The organism is Kitasatospora sp. NPDC050463 (assembly GCF_040655255.1).
Taxonomy (GTDB): Bacteria; Actinomycetota; Actinomycetes; order Streptomycetales; family Streptomycetaceae; genus Kitasatospora.
This window is the reverse complement of sequence record NZ_JBFAJO010000056.1, coordinates 1-16,897: the sequence shown is the minus strand read 5'-3', so window position 1 is coordinate 16,897 and position 16,897 is coordinate 1. Positions and strand designations below refer to the sequence as shown.

The 16,897-nt window shown below is 70.4% G+C and carries 13 protein-coding genes; 10 read left to right on the top strand and 3 right to left on the bottom strand.

Annotated elements, in window-relative coordinates; translation table 11 throughout:
* Positions 1-39 precede the first annotated feature (39 nt).
* Positions 40-180: a hypothetical protein gene (locus AB0J08_RS29125; RefSeq protein WP_360640709.1), complete on the top strand. Its 141-nt coding sequence runs from the start codon at positions 40-42 to the stop codon at positions 178-180.
* Between the two features lie 99 nt (positions 181-279).
* Here AB0J08_RS29125 and AB0J08_RS29120 read toward each other — a convergent pair whose 3' ends face one another.
* Entirely contained in the window at positions 280-2,748 is a 2,469-nt protein-coding gene (locus tag AB0J08_RS29120) for an Ig-like domain repeat protein (protein ID WP_360640707.1), read from the bottom strand.
* Between the two features lie 628 nt (positions 2,749-3,376).
* Here AB0J08_RS29120 and AB0J08_RS29115 point away from each other — a divergent pair.
* The 7 genes from AB0J08_RS29115 to AB0J08_RS29085 all read left to right on the top strand — a co-directional run bounded on the left by AB0J08_RS29115 (position 3,377) and on the right by AB0J08_RS29085 (position 10,680).
* Positions 3,377-3,541, top strand: a complete 165-nt coding sequence (locus AB0J08_RS29115; protein WP_360640705.1) for a hypothetical protein — start codon at positions 3,377-3,379, stop codon at positions 3,539-3,541.
* A gap of 736 nt (positions 3,542-4,277) precedes the next feature.
* Positions 4,278-5,879, top strand: a complete 1,602-nt coding sequence (locus tag AB0J08_RS29110) for an ABC transporter substrate-binding protein (RefSeq protein WP_360640703.1) — start codon at positions 4,278-4,280, stop codon at positions 5,877-5,879.
* Between the two features lie 2 nt (positions 5,880-5,881).
* Positions 5,882-6,898: an ABC transporter permease gene (locus AB0J08_RS29105; protein ID WP_360640701.1), complete on the top strand. Its 1,017-nt coding sequence runs from the start codon at positions 5,882-5,884 to the stop codon at positions 6,896-6,898.
* Positions 6,895-7,812: an ABC transporter permease gene (locus AB0J08_RS29100; RefSeq protein ID WP_360640699.1), complete on the top strand. Its 918-nt coding sequence runs from the start codon at positions 6,895-6,897 to the stop codon at positions 7,810-7,812. The genes AB0J08_RS29105 and AB0J08_RS29100 overlap by 4 nt, the downstream gene beginning before the upstream one ends.
* Entirely contained in the window at positions 7,809-8,792 is a 984-nt protein-coding gene (locus tag AB0J08_RS29095) for an ABC transporter ATP-binding protein (RefSeq protein WP_360640697.1), read from the top strand. The genes AB0J08_RS29100 and AB0J08_RS29095 overlap by 4 nt, the downstream gene beginning before the upstream one ends.
* Positions 8,789-9,778: an ATP-binding cassette domain-containing protein gene (locus AB0J08_RS29090; RefSeq protein WP_360640695.1), complete on the top strand. Its 990-nt coding sequence runs from the start codon at positions 8,789-8,791 to the stop codon at positions 9,776-9,778. Before AB0J08_RS29095 ends, AB0J08_RS29090 begins: the two co-directional genes overlap by 4 nt.
* Entirely contained in the window at positions 9,775-10,680 is a 906-nt protein-coding gene (locus tag AB0J08_RS29085; protein ID WP_360640693.1) for a carbon-nitrogen hydrolase family protein, read from the top strand. The genes AB0J08_RS29090 and AB0J08_RS29085 overlap by 4 nt, the downstream gene beginning before the upstream one ends.
* A gap of 1,302 nt (positions 10,681-11,982) precedes the next feature.
* On the opposite strand, the gene AB0J08_RS29080 is transcribed toward AB0J08_RS29085, so the two are convergent.
* Both AB0J08_RS29080 and AB0J08_RS29075 read right to left on the bottom strand, forming a co-directional pair.
* A complete protein-coding gene (locus AB0J08_RS29080; RefSeq protein WP_360640691.1) occupies positions 11,983-12,939 on the bottom strand; it encodes a hypothetical protein in 957 nt (318 codons plus the stop codon).
* Between the two features lie 353 nt (positions 12,940-13,292).
* Positions 13,293-14,189 (bottom strand): LysR family transcriptional regulator, encoded by an 897-nt coding sequence (locus AB0J08_RS29075; protein ID WP_360640689.1) that lies wholly within the window; start codon positions 14,187-14,189, stop codon positions 13,293-13,295.
* A gap of 192 nt (positions 14,190-14,381) precedes the next feature.
* On the opposite strand from AB0J08_RS29075, the gene AB0J08_RS29070 reads away from it, so the two are divergent.
* The gene (locus tag AB0J08_RS29070; protein WP_360640687.1) at positions 14,382-15,260 is read left to right on the top strand and encodes a carbon-nitrogen hydrolase family protein; all 879 of its coding nucleotides are present in this window, start codon (positions 14,382-14,384) and stop codon (positions 15,258-15,260) included.
* Positions 15,257-16,657 carry an APC family permease gene (locus AB0J08_RS29065; protein WP_360640685.1) on the top strand — a complete coding sequence of 467 codons (1,401 nt, stop codon included), beginning with the start codon at positions 15,257-15,259 and terminating at the stop codon, positions 16,655-16,657. The genes AB0J08_RS29070 and AB0J08_RS29065 overlap by 4 nt, the downstream gene beginning before the upstream one ends.
* Positions 16,658-16,897 lie beyond the last annotated feature (240 nt).

Below are 16,897 nucleotides of genomic sequence, written 5' to 3'. Positions count from 1 at the left end.
CCGGGAGAGCGGCGCGTTCGCTCCGGCAGCGATGCGCGCGTGGGCCGCCTCGTCGCGCCGGAAGACGGCTACGCGATGGACCTGGCCGTCGATACCGCGACGGCGATGGACATCGAGGCCGGACTCCTGGAGCACGACCGCATCGTCACGGGCGACCGGCAGTTCGCGCAGGCCGCCTGAGGCCGCACCGGAACAGCGTCGGCCTACGCCGGAGTAGTCCCCGGTCGCGGAGACCGGGGACCACTCTTCAGCAGCCGGGTTGGAGGTGCGCTTTCCGCGTCAGGACACGGTCACCGCCACGCCGGGACTGGTGCTGCCCGCGAAGCCGCCGCCGGCGGTGTTCTGCAGCCAGACCGGCTGGCCGCTGCTGTGGCTGGCCCGCTGGTAGGCGCCGACCCAGGTGATCGAGGTGGGGGTGAGAGCGGTGATCACGTGGGTGTCGTCGGTGAGCGTGGCGGTGCCCATCCCGATCGTGTCGCCGACCCTGAGACCGGCGGTGCTGGCCACCTTGCAGGTGGTGGCCGTGCTGGAGCAGGAGCTGGTCAGGGTGGTCCGGAACGGCGAGGAGGCGGTGCCGGTGTCGCTGGACAGGTCCGGGGTGTAGATGGCGGTGATGGAATGCGGTCCCGAGCCAAGGGAGTTGGTGGTGTAGGAAGCGTTGCCGGTGGAGTCGAGCGCCACTGGGGTCCCCAGGTTGACGCCGTTGTCCTGGAACTGGACGGTTCCCGTCGCGGCCCAGGACCGGGTGGCCGCGCCGACGTTCGCGGTCAGCGTCACCGGCTGTCCCGCGATGACTGTGGCGGGTGAGGCGGTGACGGTGGTGGTGGTCGGCGCGCACATCGGGGAGAGCTTGTTGAGCTCCGCGATGGTCGAGGCCCAGCCGAACTCGAAGTTGTCGCTGACGTAGTAGTAGGTCGCGCCGTTGGGCATCATCGCGATCGTGATGCCTCCGTACCCCGACATGAACGGCACGCGCAGTCCGCAGCCGGGAACCTGGCCGGTCGTGGGGTAGGCCCACAGGCCGTTGCTGTAGCGGTAGCCGCCGGACGCGGCCGTCCCGTCACCGTGCCCGGTCAGGTCCGCGCTGACGGCGGCGACGCCGGTGTCGATGCTGCTGCGCTGCATGGCGGCGAGCATCTGTCCGCGGTCCGCGAGCTGTGTCCCGCCGGCAGCACCGTTGTTCTGGAACAAGGTCGCCAGCTTGGCGATGTCGTCGACCGTCCAGAAGAGTCCGTAGGCGGCGAACGGGCGGCCGGTCGTCGGGGAGGTTCCGGCCGCGGAGGCGTTGTCGGTGCGCTGCGTGGTCAGGGTGCCGGCGTTGAGGTGGAGAGGCGTGTAGACCTCGTCGCGCATGAGGTTGAACAGGTCGGCGCTCGGTCCGCGCTGCGACTGCAGGTATCCGGTCTCGGCCTGGGCCAGCAGGAAGTGGTCGACGCTGTGGTAGGTCCAGGTGTTGCCCTGTTCGCCCGGGTGGTGGGCGTATCCCAGTGCGTAGCCCATCTTCCCCGTCGTCGCGGTCCCGTAGGGCTCGGCGTTGAGGAAGTTGGTCGTGTTGGTGCCGTTCTCGTCGTTCTCGTAGAGCTCCGAGTTGAAGTTCCCCGTGGCCATGTCGGCGGCGTGGTTGAACGTGACCGGTGCCGAGTTCCAGTTGCCGCTGGACGCCATCTCGGGGACGTAGTCCTTGAGGTTGAGGTTCGGGACACCGGATCCGAAGTCCTGCACCAGTCTGGCCATCGACAGTCCGGCGAACGCCGACTTGGCCGTGGAGTAGGAGGGCAGGCGCATGTCCTTGCAGAAGGCGTAGGTGCCGTAGCGGGTCTGACAGCCCTTGTTCGCGGACGTGCCGTCCGCCACGTAGTTCACGCCGTTGTAGACCACTCCGAAGGAGGTCATCGCCGAGGGGGTTATGCCGCTGCCGAAGGTGGCGAGATTGATCCCCGCCGCCGGATAGTCGGTGGCGAGGGCGGACAGCGGCTTGGTCGGCATGCGGTTTCCGACCTCCGCCGCCTGGGCGTTCTCCAGCGCGACGGCGTTGGGCACGCTGTGAGCGTTGTAGGTCGCGGCGAGCTGGCCCCACATGTCGAACTGGTGCAGCGCGCACGTCTCAGTCGTCACCTGGTAGGCGACGTTCGAGACCGCGGTCGCGTTGTACAGGAAGCTGAGCTCGCCGTTGTGGACGCAGTTCTGGTTGCGGTCGACGAGCGCCAATGGCAGGGATGCCCGGGAGAACGTTCCGGCCGCACCCGTGTCACCGTTCTCCGACCAGGCGCGCCCCGGCCCCACGATGACGTTGTACGTCGAGCCCGACTGCGTGTCGCCGGTGATCGTCAGACCCTGGACCGCCGGGATCAGGTGGCTGCCGTTCTGCACGAGGTCGAGGCTGATCGGCGGCAGGTGCTTACCGCAGCCGGTGCAGCTCTTGATGCTCTTGAACCCTCCGCTGCCAGCGGGGTTGGTGAGGGTGAGGGTTCCCTCGAAGGTGAACTGCGGCGGCGCGGCTGCGGCCGGCAGTGCGAAGGCGGCATCGTCGACCGGGCCGTTGGGGTTCTGGGCGGTCGTCAGCTGACTGTAGGGCAGCAGGGTGCGCGAGACGGCGCCGTTCCCGGTCAGCGGGTCACCGGGTACCGGGTTGGCGGTAGCCGCTGCCGCGGGCAGCGGGGCGATCAGGCCGGTGGCCGCCAGCGCTCCCGCGCTGAGCAGCAGGAGCGAGCGCCGCCAGCGGCTGCGGTCGGCTGATCTTCGGTGCATGGTTCCTCCTTGGGTGGGGGCTGTGGAGTCGGGTGCGAAGAGGGCACCTGGGTACGGAGTAGCGATGGTGTGGTGGCGGCGTCGCCGCTCTTGCGTGCTTCGGTCGTTCCGTCGGGCCGCCGAGCGGACCGGGGCCGCGCACGACGTCGCCGCCCGCATGGCCCCTGAAGGGTGGGGCAGGAATGGGAGTGCTACGTCGAGCTGGCGCTTTGGCCCGGTGCTGGGGCTGACGGTGCCGTAGGCGTCAACCCGGGAAGGTCGAGCGTCGAGGAGGAAGGTGACGGGCTGCTCGCCTTGCCCTTCCTCAGTCGGCCGGCAACGCTCAGGGCAGTGCGTGGGTGAGGTCTGCGGTGACCGCCGTCTTCTGGCTGGCCGACGCAGCATCCCGCTCCTTTTCGCTCCCACGGCAGACCGAGGCAGCAGACAACGGGGTTAATCCGAGCGGCTGGGAAACGTCGGAGGTCGGGCCGGGGCGGAGCGCAGGGACATGGAGGGCTCCAGGAGGGTGTGCAGGCCGCTCGTCGGCGGGGGCCGCGGCGCTGCTGTGGGGGTTGCGGGTATTTTGCTGGCCGCTCACCGTGCCGTCCAATGCCAAAAGTGTGCAGCCGTGCCTGCCTTGGAGGCATAGTTGCAGGTCAGGCAGCGGCGCTACGTCATCGCGGTCTACGACCATGGCTCCACGAAGAAGGCAGCCGAGGTGCTCTTCGTGGGCGAGCTGTTGCTTTCACGACAGATCAGGCGGCCGGAGTGCCGGCTGGTCGACCTGACGATGCTCGCCGAGGCGATGCAGTAGAACCCGGCGAACCGAGGCATCACCGCGACCGCCGACACGACCGGCAAGACCTGGCAGTACCGGTGCGGCCTGTTGGCGGCGGCATCACCACGGCGATGCTGCCCAACGGCTCCACGTACCAAGCCCTCAGCGACAACGACCAGTTCAACTGGTCGGCGCCGCGCAGCCGGGTGTCGCTGGGTGGCGATTTCAACGACAGCTTGGTGAGGTCCCCCAGTGAGCCGGCGGCTGTTCCGGCAGCGGTGCCGTGGAGCTCGCCAAGCCTCGCTGCATGGCGGCGCGTAGGCGCCGGGGGGCGGCACCTCCTCGAGGTTGAGCTTCCCCGCGGCCGCTCACATCTGCGCGACAAGCGAGGCGCTCAGCTCGGTGGCGTGGTCACCGGTGTGGCCGGCCCGATCTCCCCTCCGGCCGCTCTACTGCGCGGTGTCGCGGCGCGCGGTCCCGCGCGATCGGCAGGAAACGGTCGCCCGGCCGCCGTCAGCCGCGGCCGGCCCCGGTGTGGTCGGGCGGCTCGCGGCCCCAGCTGGCCCTCCGCCTGCGGATCTCGCGCGGTGGCCCGGCAACGAACAGCGTCCGGTGCCATGCACGGTGCCTGATCTCCCCGATGCCTCCGAGGCATGGAATGCAGCACGAACAGGCATTGGACGACATGGTGAGTGGCCAGCAGGATTCAGCGCAACCCCCACAGCAGCGCGGCGGCACCGACCGCAAGCGGCTGGATTTCGAGGAGCCCGATATGTCCCTGTGCCGTGCCAGAGCCTCGACCTGCGCCCTGACGCTGACCCTCAGCCTGGCCCTGGTGTCCGCCTCGGCCTGCAGCAGCTCCGCAGGATCGAAGTCCGCCTCGGCGGCCGTCCTGAAGGTCGCGACCACCGCCGACGTCACCACCTGGGACCCGGTGAAGTCGTTCTCCACCGAGGTCTTCTACCTGGCCAACGTCTACGAGCCGCTGCTGTGGAAGAACCCCGCCGGCTCCGCCCAGCCCTACCGGCCGGCGCTCGCCACCTCGTGGGAGGCAAGCCCCGACAAGCTGACCTGGACCTTCCACCTGCGCGCCAGCGTCACCTTCCACGACGGTGAACCGCTGACCGCGGCCGCGGTCAAGGCGTCCGTCGAGGCCGCCGCGGACCACGGCGGCGCCAGCTTCATCTGGGCGCCGCTGAAGAGCGTCGAGACGCCCGACGAGCAGACCGTCGTGATGAAGCTCAGCCACGCCGCGCCGATGGACCTCATCGCCTCCAGCATGTATGGGGCGTGGATCGTCAGCCCGAAGGCGCTGGCTGCCGCCAAGGCCGACCCGAAGTACTTCGACTCCGGCAAGGACGGCGGCACCGGGCCTTACACGATCGGGGAGTACACCTCGGGCCAGCGCGTCGTGCTCAAGAACTACGCGAGCTACTGGGACGGCTGGAAGAAGGACTCCTACACCACCGTCGTCAACACCATCACTCCCGAGTCCGTGGTGCAGCAGCAGATGCTCACCAGCGGCCAGACGGACCTGGCCAGCAGCCTGCCGCTGGAGAACATCGACCAGTTCAAGAACCACGAGCGTTTCACCGTCAGCACCTGCAAGACCGCCTCGGACTACGTCGGCTTCTTCAACACCACCCGCAAGCCGCTGGACGACGTCCGGGTCCGGCAGGCGTTGTCGTACGCGATCCCGTACGAGGACATCATCACCGTCGGCGCGCACGGCTTCGGCACGCAGTCGCGCGGCCCGGTCCCGCAGGGCGTCTTCCCGTACTCGGACAGCACCCCGCAGTACCACCAGGACCTGGCCAAGGCTAAGGAGCTGCTTGCGGCGGCCGGCTACCCCGAGGGCGGGGGCCTGACCCTGAACGTGACCTACGCCGCGGAGAACCAGGCCCAGGCCCGCTTCACGCCGCTGATCAAGGACGCCTTCGCCAAGATCGGCGTCACCGCCAACGTCCAGGCGCTGCTGTTCAACCAGCAGTGGGACCGCGCGAAGGCCGACCCGAAGTCCGCGCAGGACATCTTCCTGCTGCTGTACTGGCCGACCTACTCCGACGCCGGCTCGGACAACCTCTACTCGCTGTTCCACTCCAGCGACAAGCCGTCCTTCAACCTCAGCTACTGGAACGACAGCACGTACGACAAGCTGCTCGACGACGCCGGGGCCGCAACCGCGACCGACAACGCCAAGGCCATCAGCGAGTACGGCCAGGCCCTGAACCGTCTGTACGACCAGGCGCCCGGCTTCTTCCTCTACGACGTGGCGAACCCGCTGGTCGTGCCGAAGAACGTGAAGGGCGTGGCCTGTAACCAGGACTACTCCTCCAACTACTTCTTCCACGACCTGACCCGCGCGGGGGCCTGAGCATGGGGCGCTTCCTGTTGCGCAGGGCTGCGGCGGCGGCCGCCGTCCTACTCGGGACCACTGTCGTCACCTTCGTGCTGGCCCGTGTCGTGCCCGCCGACCCGGCCCTCGCCTACCTCGGCCCGAAGGCCCGGCCCGAGCAGATCGCCGAAATCCACCACCAGCTGGGCCTGGACCAGTCACTGCCGGTGCAGTACGCCCGCTACCTCGGCGGACTGGTCCGCGGCGACTGGGGCATCTCGATCGGCACCAAGCAGCCCATCACCTCCGAGATCTTCGGACGGCTCCCGGCCACCCTCGAACTGCTGACCGCCGCCATGACCGTCGCGCTCGTGCTCGGCATCGCGCTCGGCGTGATCGCCGCGGTGCGGCAGCAGCGGCTGGCCGACCACGTCATCCGCATGCTGGCCATCGGCGGCGTGTCGATGCCGGCGTTCTGGCTCGGACTGCTGCTCCAGGTCACCGTGTTCGGGCAGCTCGGCCTGTTCGCGCTGACCGGGCGCAACGACCCGGACCTGGAGTTCACCGACCCGATCCGGAAGATCACCGGCTTCCACCTGGTCGACGCGCTGCTCACCGGCAACGCCCCCGGGTTCACCGACACCCTCACCCACCTGGTCCTGCCCGCGCTGACGCTCGCCGCTTACCCCATCGGCGTCATCGCCCGGATGACCCGCGCCTCGATGATCGAGGTGCTGGCCGCCGACCACATCCGCGCCGCCCGCGCCTACGGGCTGCGTGAGCGGATGACGGTCGGCCGGATCGCCCTGCGCGGCGCGCTTCCGCCGGTCGTCACCGTCGCGGGCCTGACCCTGGCCTACTCGCTGACCGGAGCGTTCTTCGTGGAAGTGGTCTTCAACTGGCCCGGCCTCGGGCAGTTCGCGGCGACCGCGCTGCTCAACGCCGACTACCCGGCGATCATGGGCGTCACGGTCCTCGGGGCCGCCGCCTACATCCTGGTCAACCTGGCCGTGGACATCGTGCAGGCCCGGCTCGACCCGAGGGTGAGGCTCGCATGACGCTTCTCGCCGCAACCACCGGCCCGGTCGACGCCGTCCGCACCGCGGACACCCCCACGCCCACCCGCCTGCGCCGGATCGTCACCGCGCTGCTGCGCGACCGGCTCGCGCTGGTCGGCGTGGTCCTGGTCGGCGCGCTGCTCGTCCTCGCCGTCTTCGGCCCCTGGCTCGCGCCCTTCCCAGACCAGGGCCGCGGCGTCGCCGACGTGGCACACCGCAACCTCGCGCCCGGCACCGGCGGCCACCTGCTCGGCACCGACCCGCTCGGCCGCGACGTGCTGTCGCGGATCATCATCGGCGCCCGGCCCGCGCTGCTGACGCCGCTGCTGACAGTGGCCCTCGCGGTCGCCGTCGGCGTCCCGCTCGGCCTGCTCGCCGGCTACCGCGGCGGGCGGCTGGACGAGGCCGTCATGCGGATCGCCGACATGTTCCTGGCGTTCCCGCCGCTGCTGCTCGCCATGGTGATCGCGGCGATGCTCGGGCCCAGCCTGATGCACGCCGGCATCGCCCTCGCCATCGCCTGGTGGCCCTGGTACACCCGGCTCGCCCGCGGCCTCGCCGCCGGGCTGCGGGACCGTCCGTTCGTCGACGGCGCGAGGGCACTGGGCCTGTCCGACACCACCATCCTGGCCCGCCACCTGCTGCCCAACGCCGCCGCGCCGATCGTCGTGCAGGCCAGCATCGACATCGGCACGGTGATCCTCGCCTCCGGGTCGCTGGCCTTCCTCGGCCTCGCGGCGCAGGCGCCCACGCCGGACTGGGGCCTGATGGTCTCCGACGGGCGCAGCTACGTGCTGTCCCAGTGGTGGCTGTCCGCGCTTCCCGGCGCGGCGATCTTCCTGGCCGTGCTCGCCTTCAACGTCCTCGGCGACGCGCTGCGCGACATCCTCGACCCCAGGGCGGTGACTCGATGACACTGCTGACCGTCGAAGACCTGACGATCGAATTCCCACGGCCCGGTGGCCGGTCCGGCGGCGCGATCCGGCCGGTGCGCGGCGTCACCCTGACCGTCGAACCCGGGCAGACCCTCGGCGTCGTCGGCGAGACCGGCTGCGGCAAGACCCTCACGGGCCTCGCCGTGCTCGGCCTGCTGCCGCCCGCCGCACGGCCCCGCGGCAGTATCCGGCTGGACGGCCTCGAACTGCTCGGCGCGCCGCCGTCACAGCTGCGCGCAGTGCGCGGCAGCGCGATCGCCATGGTCTTCCAGAACCCGGCGACCGCCTTCGACCCGGTCCGCCCCCTGCGCACCCAGTTCGAGCGCGTCATCCGGCGCCACCGCGGCGGCTCGCGCGAGCAGGCCAGGGCCCGCGCCGCGAAACTGCTCGCCGAGGTCGAACTGCACGACACCGACCGTGTGCTTAGCAGCTACCCGCACCAGCTGTCCGGCGGCATGCTGCAACGCGCGATGATCGCCCTGGCGCTGTCCTGCGAGCCGCGGCTGATCATCGCGGACGAGTCCACCAGCGCGCTCGACGTGACCGTCGCCCAGCAGGTCAGACGGCTGCTACTGCGGCTCCAGCACGCGCACGGCTTCGGGGTGCTGTTCATCACCCACAACCTCGGCGAAGCCCGCGACCTGTGCGACCGCGTCGCCGTGCTGTATGCGGGCGAGGTGGTCGAGACCGGGCCGGTCGAGGACGTGTTCACCGCCCCCGCGCACCCGTACACCAAGGTGCTGCTGGGCGCGGTGCCCACCGTGGACGGCGACGTTGCGCCGCTCGCCTCGCTGCCCGGCGAGGTCCCGGCCGACGTGCTGGCCGTCACCGGCTGCGTCTTCGCCAACCGCTGCCCGCAGGCCGCCAACCTGTGCCGCAGCACGCCGCCCCCGGCACGATCGCTGCCCGGCGACCGCAGGGCCCTTTGTCACTTCGCCGATCCGGAGGTCGCGGCGTGATCCCCGATACCCCCCGCACCACCGACACCCCTGACGTCTCCGGCGTCCCCGCCGTCCTGCGCGTGCAGGACCTGGTCGTCACGTACGGCCGGCACCGCGCGGTGGACGGGGTCGGCTTCCGCATCGCACCCGGCGAGTCGTACGCCGTCGTCGGCGAGTCCGGCTGCGGGAAGACGACGCTCGCCCGGACCGTGCTCGGCCTGCTCAGGCCCGCGTCCGGCGAGGTCGCCCTGGAAGGAGTCAGGCTCGACCAGGCCAGGGGCCGCGACCTGCGGGCGCTGCGACGGCGGGTGCAGATCGTCTTCCAGAACCCGTTCGCCGCGCTCAACCCGCGGATGACCGTGGCCCGGCTGGTGGACGAGCCGCTGCGGCTCGCGCAGCCCGGCCTGACTGCGGCCGGCCGCGCCGGGGCCGTCTCGGCGCTGCTGGCGTCGGTCGGTCTGGCCGACCGGTTCCTCGGGCGGCGCCCGCACGAGCTGTCCGGCGGCCAGTGCCAGCGCGTCGCGATCGCCCGGGCGCTCGCGATGGACCCGGTGCTGCTGGTACTGGACGAGCCGACGTCGGCGCTGGACGTGTCGGTCCAGGCGCAGGTGCTCAACCTGCTCGCCGACCTGCGGCAGCGCCAGGGCCTGGCCTACCTGCTGATCAGCCACGACCTCGGCGTCGTCCGGCACCTGGCCGATCGGATCGGCGTCATGCGCGCCGGGCGGCTCGTCGAGGAGGGGCCGGCGCAGGAGGTGCTGAACGCGCCCGCGGCGGACTACACCCGGGCGCTGATCGCCGCCGTTCCCGGCCGGGGGCGGGCCGCCCTGGTGAGGGGCGCGGGGACGGGCGACGAGGCCGGGGCTGCCGGGAGCCCGGGCGGCGGCGCTCCGGCGGGCGATACCCGTGCCGACGATGTGCCGACCGGACCAGTGCCCGCACTCGCATCTGGCGCAGTGGCCGTACCCGCATCCGAACCGAGCAGCACAGGGAGCAGCCAGTGAGCCGCATCGTCGGGATCGCCGTCGCGCAGGTGGCGCCCGTGCCCAACGACCCCGAAGCCACCTTCGCCAAGTTCGAGAGTGAGGTCCGCACGCTGGCCTCCTCGATGCCGGCGCTGGACCTGCTGGTCTTCCCCGAGTACTACCTGACGGGGATGGGCAGCTTCGACGCGCCGCCGCCGCCCGGCTACATCGAGCGCGTCGCCGAGGAGATTCCCGGGCCGCTCACCGAGCGGCTGTGCGCACTGGCCGCCGAGACCGGCAAGTGGATCGTCCCCGGCACGATCGCCGAGCGCAACGGCGACCAACTGCACAACACCGCGCTGGCCATCTCGCCGGAGGGCGAGATCGCCGCGCGCTACCGCAAGCTGTTCCCCTGGATGCCGTACGAGCGGTCGGTGCCCGGCGACGAGCACGTGGTCTTCGACATCCCTGGCATCGGCCGGTTCGGCCTGGCCGTCTGCTACGACGGATGGGTTCCGGAGATCATGAGGACGCTGGCCTGGATGGGCGCGGAGGTCATCCTCCAGCCCACGTACACCCGCACCTCGGACCGCGCGCAGGAAGTCGTCCTGGCCCGCGCCAACGCGATCACCAACCAGGTCTACGTCGTCAACCCCAACATCGGCGCGCTGTTCGGGACCGGCCGATCGGTCGTCACCGACCCCGAGGGTCGCGTGATGGCCGAGGGCGGCAGCGGAGAGGAGTTCCTCACGCTCTTCCTCGACCTCGACCTGGTCTCCACTATCCGCGAGCACGGCACCGCGGGTCTCAACGCCCTGTGGAAGCAACTGCGCGACGCCGCCCCGCCCTTCCCCCCGGCCCTGCTCGGCTACGACGCCGGCGCCGTCATGCGGGGCCTCGGCCCCCTCCACACCGCTACGGAGCCTGCCGAAACCCACTGACCGCAGCAGCGACCCGCCTGCGCGTTTCATCCGAGGTCGCGTCCGGATCACGACCGGAAAAGCGAAAGTGCCTTCTGAGCTGCAACGATGAGGCTTGTCCAAGGTCCCAGTCGTTCCAGCCGGAAGGCACTTTCGCGTACCCCACCCGCTTCCTCGCCCGCGTGCGCGGCGTGTGGCAAGGCGGGATCCGGGCCCGGTCTCTCGGTCTGACGCTCCGTCCCGACCATGGCCGCAGAGCCGTCTGGGTCCTCCCCGATCAGGGCTGACACCCCGCACCATCGTCCGCCGTGAACGGTCCCGTCGGGGTGCCCAGCTGCTCTGTTCGACCAGGACGAAGGCATGCACCGCCCGGTCTGCCTTCCCGACACCTCCGCCTCAGGCATCAGCCGCGGAACCCGCCGAATCCACCTGCGAATCTCCACCACCTGGCCCTGGCACCACCGACCGCCGCGCTCAACTCCCTGCCCGCACTGCCCTGACCGGATACCTGACCCGACGACATCGCCGCCGACCATCCACGACTCAAGGGCCCTGGAGCACCCGGCCGCAGCGCCGGGCCCTCGGCCTGCCCAACGAGCGGGGGCGGCCCGGTGACCTCCGACACGGGGCCACCCGGATCAGCCGGCGCGTACGGAGACAAGCAGGTTGGCTGTGCGCTGCGCCCTGGCCGGTCCGGCCGCGCGACCTCGAGCCGCCCGGCCGGGGCCCCGTTCGTGGTGTCCTGAGCCCACCCTTCTCCCGTACAGCCAGCTGACGTCTGCGGCGAATTCCGACGCATCCCGTCGATGACGCGGCGTTCGCATTGCGCGTGGCGGCCGCGTCGCCGCAGTCCACCTTCGAGAGGCGCTCCAACTCGTCACGCCCGGCGGCGCCGGCACCTCAAGAGCGTCAGAAGATGATCGGGTCAAGAGCGTCAGAAGATGATCGGGGTGCGGCAAGCTCCTGCCGCCGGCGAGCATCGACCCGGTCCAGATCGGCCGCCACCTGATCCCCGCCATCCCTGGCCTGGTCGTCACAGGTGACACGCAGTCCGGCTCGACGTGCGACCCCATCGCCGGACCCGCGGTTGCCGGTCGGAGAACGGCGACACCGGCGCAGTGGACGCCTTCTCCCGTGCCGCCCTGCCGTCGGCACCGGTTGTAGCCAGAATCGCTTCCGCAACGGCGAGTTGAGCTTGTTGGTCAACGCGACCACCGTCTCCGAGGCCGCCTAGCAGGTGAGGACGGCGACCTGCCGGCGCCACCCGTTCACGATGTGACGAGCTGTCCGCCCGCCTTGCCCCAGGGTTCAGGGCCCCGTAACTCACTCGCCGGTCCCGCTCCTGATCCGCGCCTCCTCGAACTCGGACACTGGGTCGCCCCCGACGCTCCAGGGCCAGGCCGCGACCGTACCGTTGATCGCCTCGAAGACCGGACGGGCCTCGCTGCGCCGGTCGGCGGCTATCAGCGCGTAGGCCAGCAGGTTCAGGTCGGCGAGGGCCGCCGCGTGGTGGAGGAACCCGGGCCGGGCCCAGGTGTGTGCCGTACGGTCGAGGGTCTGGGCGGCCGATGCGTGGGACCAGCGGTGGCGTGCCATCAGCGCCTCGACGCCGCCCCGGGTGAGGACGGAGTGGTACTGCAGAACGTGGGCGGTGAGCTCGGTGGCCGCGCAGGGCGCGTTCGCGGGTGTGCTGGCGCGGACCGCATCGAGGAAGTCCAGTACCTGGACGCGCGATCCCATTTCCTCCGGCCCCAGGTAGCGCAGCATGCTCAGGTGCGCCTCGCGGTTCCAGCGGTCGCGGGCCAGTACCTCGTTCCAGACGCCGAACACCTCCCGCTGGCTGCGGCGCTCCAGCCGGGACAGTCCCAAGAGGACCACCCAGGGAGTCGGGTCCTCCGGCGCCAGGTCGGCGGCGCGCAGACAGCTCTCGGCGATGCCGGCCGCGTCCTCCAGACGCCCCCGGGCGCGTCCGCGTTCGAGCTGCACCCATGCGGAGAGGACGAGCGCGCTCGCGTTGCGCGGCTCACGAGCGGCCCAGCCACGGGGCCCGTGCGACTCGGACAGGCAGCACGCCAGCACGGAGAGCTGGTGGGTGCGGCGGTCCCAGTCGGCCTTGCTCTGGTCCAGAAGACGGGATATCTGGCCCATGAACAGGTCCGTCGCCCCGATCGTTCCTGTACTTGTCGTCGCTTGGAGGGACTTCAGTAGCCGGCCGAGGGCAGCGTCGTCGACCTCCAGGACGAGACGTGCCCGTCTGCGGCGGCTTGAGAGAAATGCCATGCACGGAGGCTAGAGGAGGCGAGCCGTGACGCAAGCTGTGCGCCGGGATCGTTATCGATTACCTCCGCAATCCAGCTGTGGCCGGCGAGAGGAGGCGGGCGACGCGCCGGTGGACCTCGTCGCGTCCGCTGGCGGTCGTCCTGCGCGCGGCCCGCGGCGTGGTGTCCAGTCTTCGGGAGCCGGCAGCCATGCGGGAGGTTACCGCGTTGGGAGCACCGGGGTCACCGTCCGCTGCCTGCCCGGACTGCTGCCTGCCGGGCATGCATCCGCCTCTCCGCCGTCTGTCGGGCCGGCGTGCGGTCATGCCGCCTCGCGCCCTGGTGAGGGCGGGGGCCCGTAGTCGTCGCTGCAGTTCAGTGGCGGGCGGCGACCTCCGGTCCGTACTGCTCGACGCAGAAACGTGCCAACCCGGCCGCGAATGCCTCGATGCTGCGCAACGCGTAGTGACCTGGGTCCCACGCCGCGTGCAGGTGGATCTGCAGCGGTTCGCCCGTGCTGTCGAGGATCAGCAGGGGGTGCAGGTCGAAGCGGGGATCGTCGGAGACCACCGCGACACCGTGGCCCGAAGCCGCCATGGCCTGGGCGACGTGCGGGGTGTCGCATTCGAGCACGATGTCGTACGAGGCCTCCGCGTCCTGCACGGCATGGTCCAGGATGCGGCGGGTGCCGTGTGCCGAGGTGAGGACGATGAGGGGCTGCGCGGCAAGGTCCCCGATGGTGACGCGGTCCCGGTCCGCCCAGACGTGGTCGGCGCGGACGTAGGCCCACAGCGGCAGGCGGGCCACCGGGAGTCCGGCGAAACGGCGCCGCGGAGGTGCCGAGGAGATGGCGACGTCGGCGCCCCTGGCCAGGGCCTGGTACGCATGTGCCGGACTCTCCGCCTGCACGGTGACCAGCGGATCCTCCGGTCCCCAGGTGGCGAGGAACGGTGCGATCACGTCGGTGATGGTGGTGGGCGGCGCTGCCACGGTGATCCGCATGGCACGCCCCGCAGCCAGCGCACCGACTGCGGCCTCGGCGGTCTCCGCGCGGGCGACCAGGTCGCGGGCCAGGGGAAGAAAGCGCCGGCCGGCCGCGGTCAGGACCATCTGCTTGCCGCCCCGGTCGAAGAGCGTCATCCCCAACGACCCTTCCAGGGCGCGCAGTTGCCGCGAGAGCGAGGGCTGGGCGACACGGACCACCTCGGCGGCCTTGGTGACGGAACCGGTCTCCACGATGGTCAGGAAGTAGCGCAGCACTCGGATTTCCATGGCGGTGGTCCCTCGGGAGACGGAGGAGGCAGACACCTTCATGCCTCAAAGGCATGATAGTAAACCCTACCAAGTATTTGAGGCTATGGCTGGCTGGATGCATTCTGGTCCCACCGGAATATCCGGTTATCGACACTCGAATCTCCGTCGACTTCTCGTCGTACATATCCTTTCGATTGGCTGGTTCCCCCCATGGCCCGCCCCCTGCCCCTGATCCTCGCCCAGGCGCCCGGTCGCCCGGCCGACGACCTCGCGGGCTTTGCCACCGACGTTGAGCGGCGCGTGAAACTCCACGCACCCGGCGCCCTCGTCGTCTACCCCGAACTCCACCTCGGCGAGAACGCCCCCGGCGTCCCGGCCGCCCCCGAGGAGGGAGCCGAGCCGCTCGACGGCAAACGTGATGCGGTCTTCGCCGAGCTCGCGGGTGATCTGGGCATCTGGCTGGTACCCGGCAGCGTCTACGAACAGGGCGCCGACGACCGCATCCACAACACGACACCGGTCTACTCACCGCAGGGCGAGCGCGTCGCCGCCTACCGCAAGATCTGTCCGTGGCGCCCGTACGAGACGACCACGCCCGGCACCCGGTTCGAGGTCGTCGACCTCGCCGGCGTCGGCCGCATCGGGCTTTCCATCTGCTACGACACCTGGTTCCCGGAGATCTCCCGCCACCTGGCCTGGATGGGCGCAGAGCTGATCGTCAACGTGGTCCGCACGGCGACGAGCGACCGCGCGCAGGAAGTCGTCCTCAACCGCGCCAACGCCATCGCCAACCAGGTCTTCGTCGCCAGCGTCAACTCCGCCGCCCCCTCCGGTACCGGCCGCAGCCTCGTCATCGACCCCCAGGGCACGGTGCGCGCCGAAACCGTCGACGCCGGCGACTCCACCCTCACCGACGTGATCGACCTCGACGAGGTCAGCAACGTCCGCCGCTACGGCACCGCCGGCCTCAACCGGATCTGGGACCAATTCCGCCCCGGCGACCCAGCCCTCGAACTCCCGCTCTACGGGGGCCGCATCGACCCCGCCACCTGGCACCCCGCCTGCCCCACCCAGGAGCCCCCACGATGAACAGCGACACGACTGCGAACACCATGAGACTGAAGGGCGACCTGAGCCTGCTCTCAGTCGTCCTCTTCGGCCTGGCCTACATCTCCCCGGGCATCGTCGTCACGGTCTTCGGCGTGGTCGCCGCCACCAGCGGCGGCGTGGCCCCGACCGCGTTCGCCGTCGCCACCCTCGCGATGCTGCTCACCGGGCTGAGCTACGCGAAGATGGCGCGCGCCGTGCCCGGCGCGGGATCGGTCTACACCTACGCCCGCAAGATGCTCGACAGCCGCATCGGTTTCCTCTCCGGCTGGGCGATGCTGCTCGACTACTTCTTCATCCCGATGGTCGGATGGCTGATCACGGCGATCTACTTCCACGCCCAGTTCCCCGAGATCCCCAAGTGGGCCTGGCTGATCGTCTCGGTGGGCATCACCACCGCCATCAACGTCTTCGGCATGAAGCTCGCGGACCGCGTCAACAAGGTCCTGATGTTCATCGCCCTCGGGTCGCTGGTCCTCTTCGCCACCCTGTGCGTCGTCTTCCTCGGCAAGCACGGCTCCTCCGCCCCCGCCACGGACGCCCTGTGGAACTCCGGCACCTCGGTCGGAGCGGTCACCGCGGCCGCCGCCATCGCCGCATACTCCTTCCTCGGCTTCGACGCCGTCTCCACGCTCGGCGAGGAGGCCAGGGGCGGGGCGAGGACGATCGGCCGCGGCATCATCGGCTGCGTCATCGCGGCCGGAGCGATCTTCATCGTGCTGTCCTTCGTGATGCAACTGGTCCACCCCGGCGCGAAGTTCGCCGACGTCGACGCGGCCGCCTACCACCTGAAGATCCAGGTCGGCGGCCAGGCCTACGCCAAGACCATCAACTTCGTCACCATCGCCGGATCCATCGCCTCCTGTATCGCCCTGCAAGCCTCCGCCGCCCGTCTCATGTACGTCATGGGACGCGACGGCGCACTGCCCAAGGCCGTCTTCGGCAAACTGTCAGGGAAGACCGGCACGCCCGTCCTGAACCTGCTGCTGACCGCGGCCGCCGGTGTCATCGCCATCAACCTCGACCTGACCACCGCCACCTCGTTCATCAACTTCGGCGCCTTCCTCGGCTTCGCCCTGGTGAACGTCTGCGTGATCGCCCACCTGATCCGAGAGCGCCGACACGGCCGCACCCACAGCCTCTTCTCGTACCTGGTGATGCCGGCCATCGGCGCCGTCGTCTCCCTCTACCTGCTCACGAAGCTCGGTCACGTCGCACTCCAGATCGGCGGCGTGTGGCTGGCGATCGGCATCGTCTACCTGGCCGTCCTGACCAAGGGCTTCCGCCGGCCCGCACCGGAGATGACCTTCGACGACGACACCGCGGCCACGGCAGAGTCATCGTGGAGCTCCTCTCCCCGGGCGGGGAGCCGAGGCTGATCCGACCTGGCAACCGCCAGGGCCATTCGCAGCTCATCACCCAGTCCCTGTCTGACGCCACCGACGGACCGGAGGCACCCGGGGGCTGGGACAGCGACAACAACCTCGCCACCGCCCTCGGCCCTTCGTCGTACGGCAGGGCGCGCTAGTGCCGCATCAAGCAACGTTCGCCCCGTTGTGACATCCCGTCCGGTTGTCGTGCCGGACGGGATGTGCCGCCAGAATGATCACGTGGCTGAG

Coding starts and splice junctions, on each gene's coding strand:
- AB0J08_RS29105 (WP_360640701.1), top strand. CDS start 5,882: ATGGGGCGCTTCCTGTTGCGCAGGGCTGCGGCGGCGGCCGCCGTCCTA.
- AB0J08_RS29080 (WP_360640691.1), bottom strand. CDS start 12,939: ATGGCATTTCTCTCAAGCCGCCGCAGACGGGCACGTCTCGTCCTGGAG.
- AB0J08_RS29120 (WP_360640707.1), bottom strand. CDS start 2,748: ATGCACCGAAGATCAGCCGACCGCAGCCGCTGGCGGCGCTCGCTCCTG.
- AB0J08_RS29095 (WP_360640697.1), top strand. CDS start 7,809: ATGACACTGCTGACCGTCGAAGACCTGACGATCGAATTCCCACGGCCC.
- AB0J08_RS29075 (WP_360640689.1), bottom strand. CDS start 14,189: ATGGAAATCCGAGTGCTGCGCTACTTCCTGACCATCGTGGAGACCGGT.
- AB0J08_RS29070 (WP_360640687.1), top strand. CDS start 14,382: ATGGCCCGCCCCCTGCCCCTGATCCTCGCCCAGGCGCCCGGTCGCCCG.
- AB0J08_RS29100 (WP_360640699.1), top strand. CDS start 6,895: ATGACGCTTCTCGCCGCAACCACCGGCCCGGTCGACGCCGTCCGCACC.
- AB0J08_RS29110 (WP_360640703.1), top strand. CDS start 4,278: ATGTCCCTGTGCCGTGCCAGAGCCTCGACCTGCGCCCTGACGCTGACC.
- AB0J08_RS29065 (WP_360640685.1), top strand. CDS start 15,257: ATGAACAGCGACACGACTGCGAACACCATGAGACTGAAGGGCGACCTG.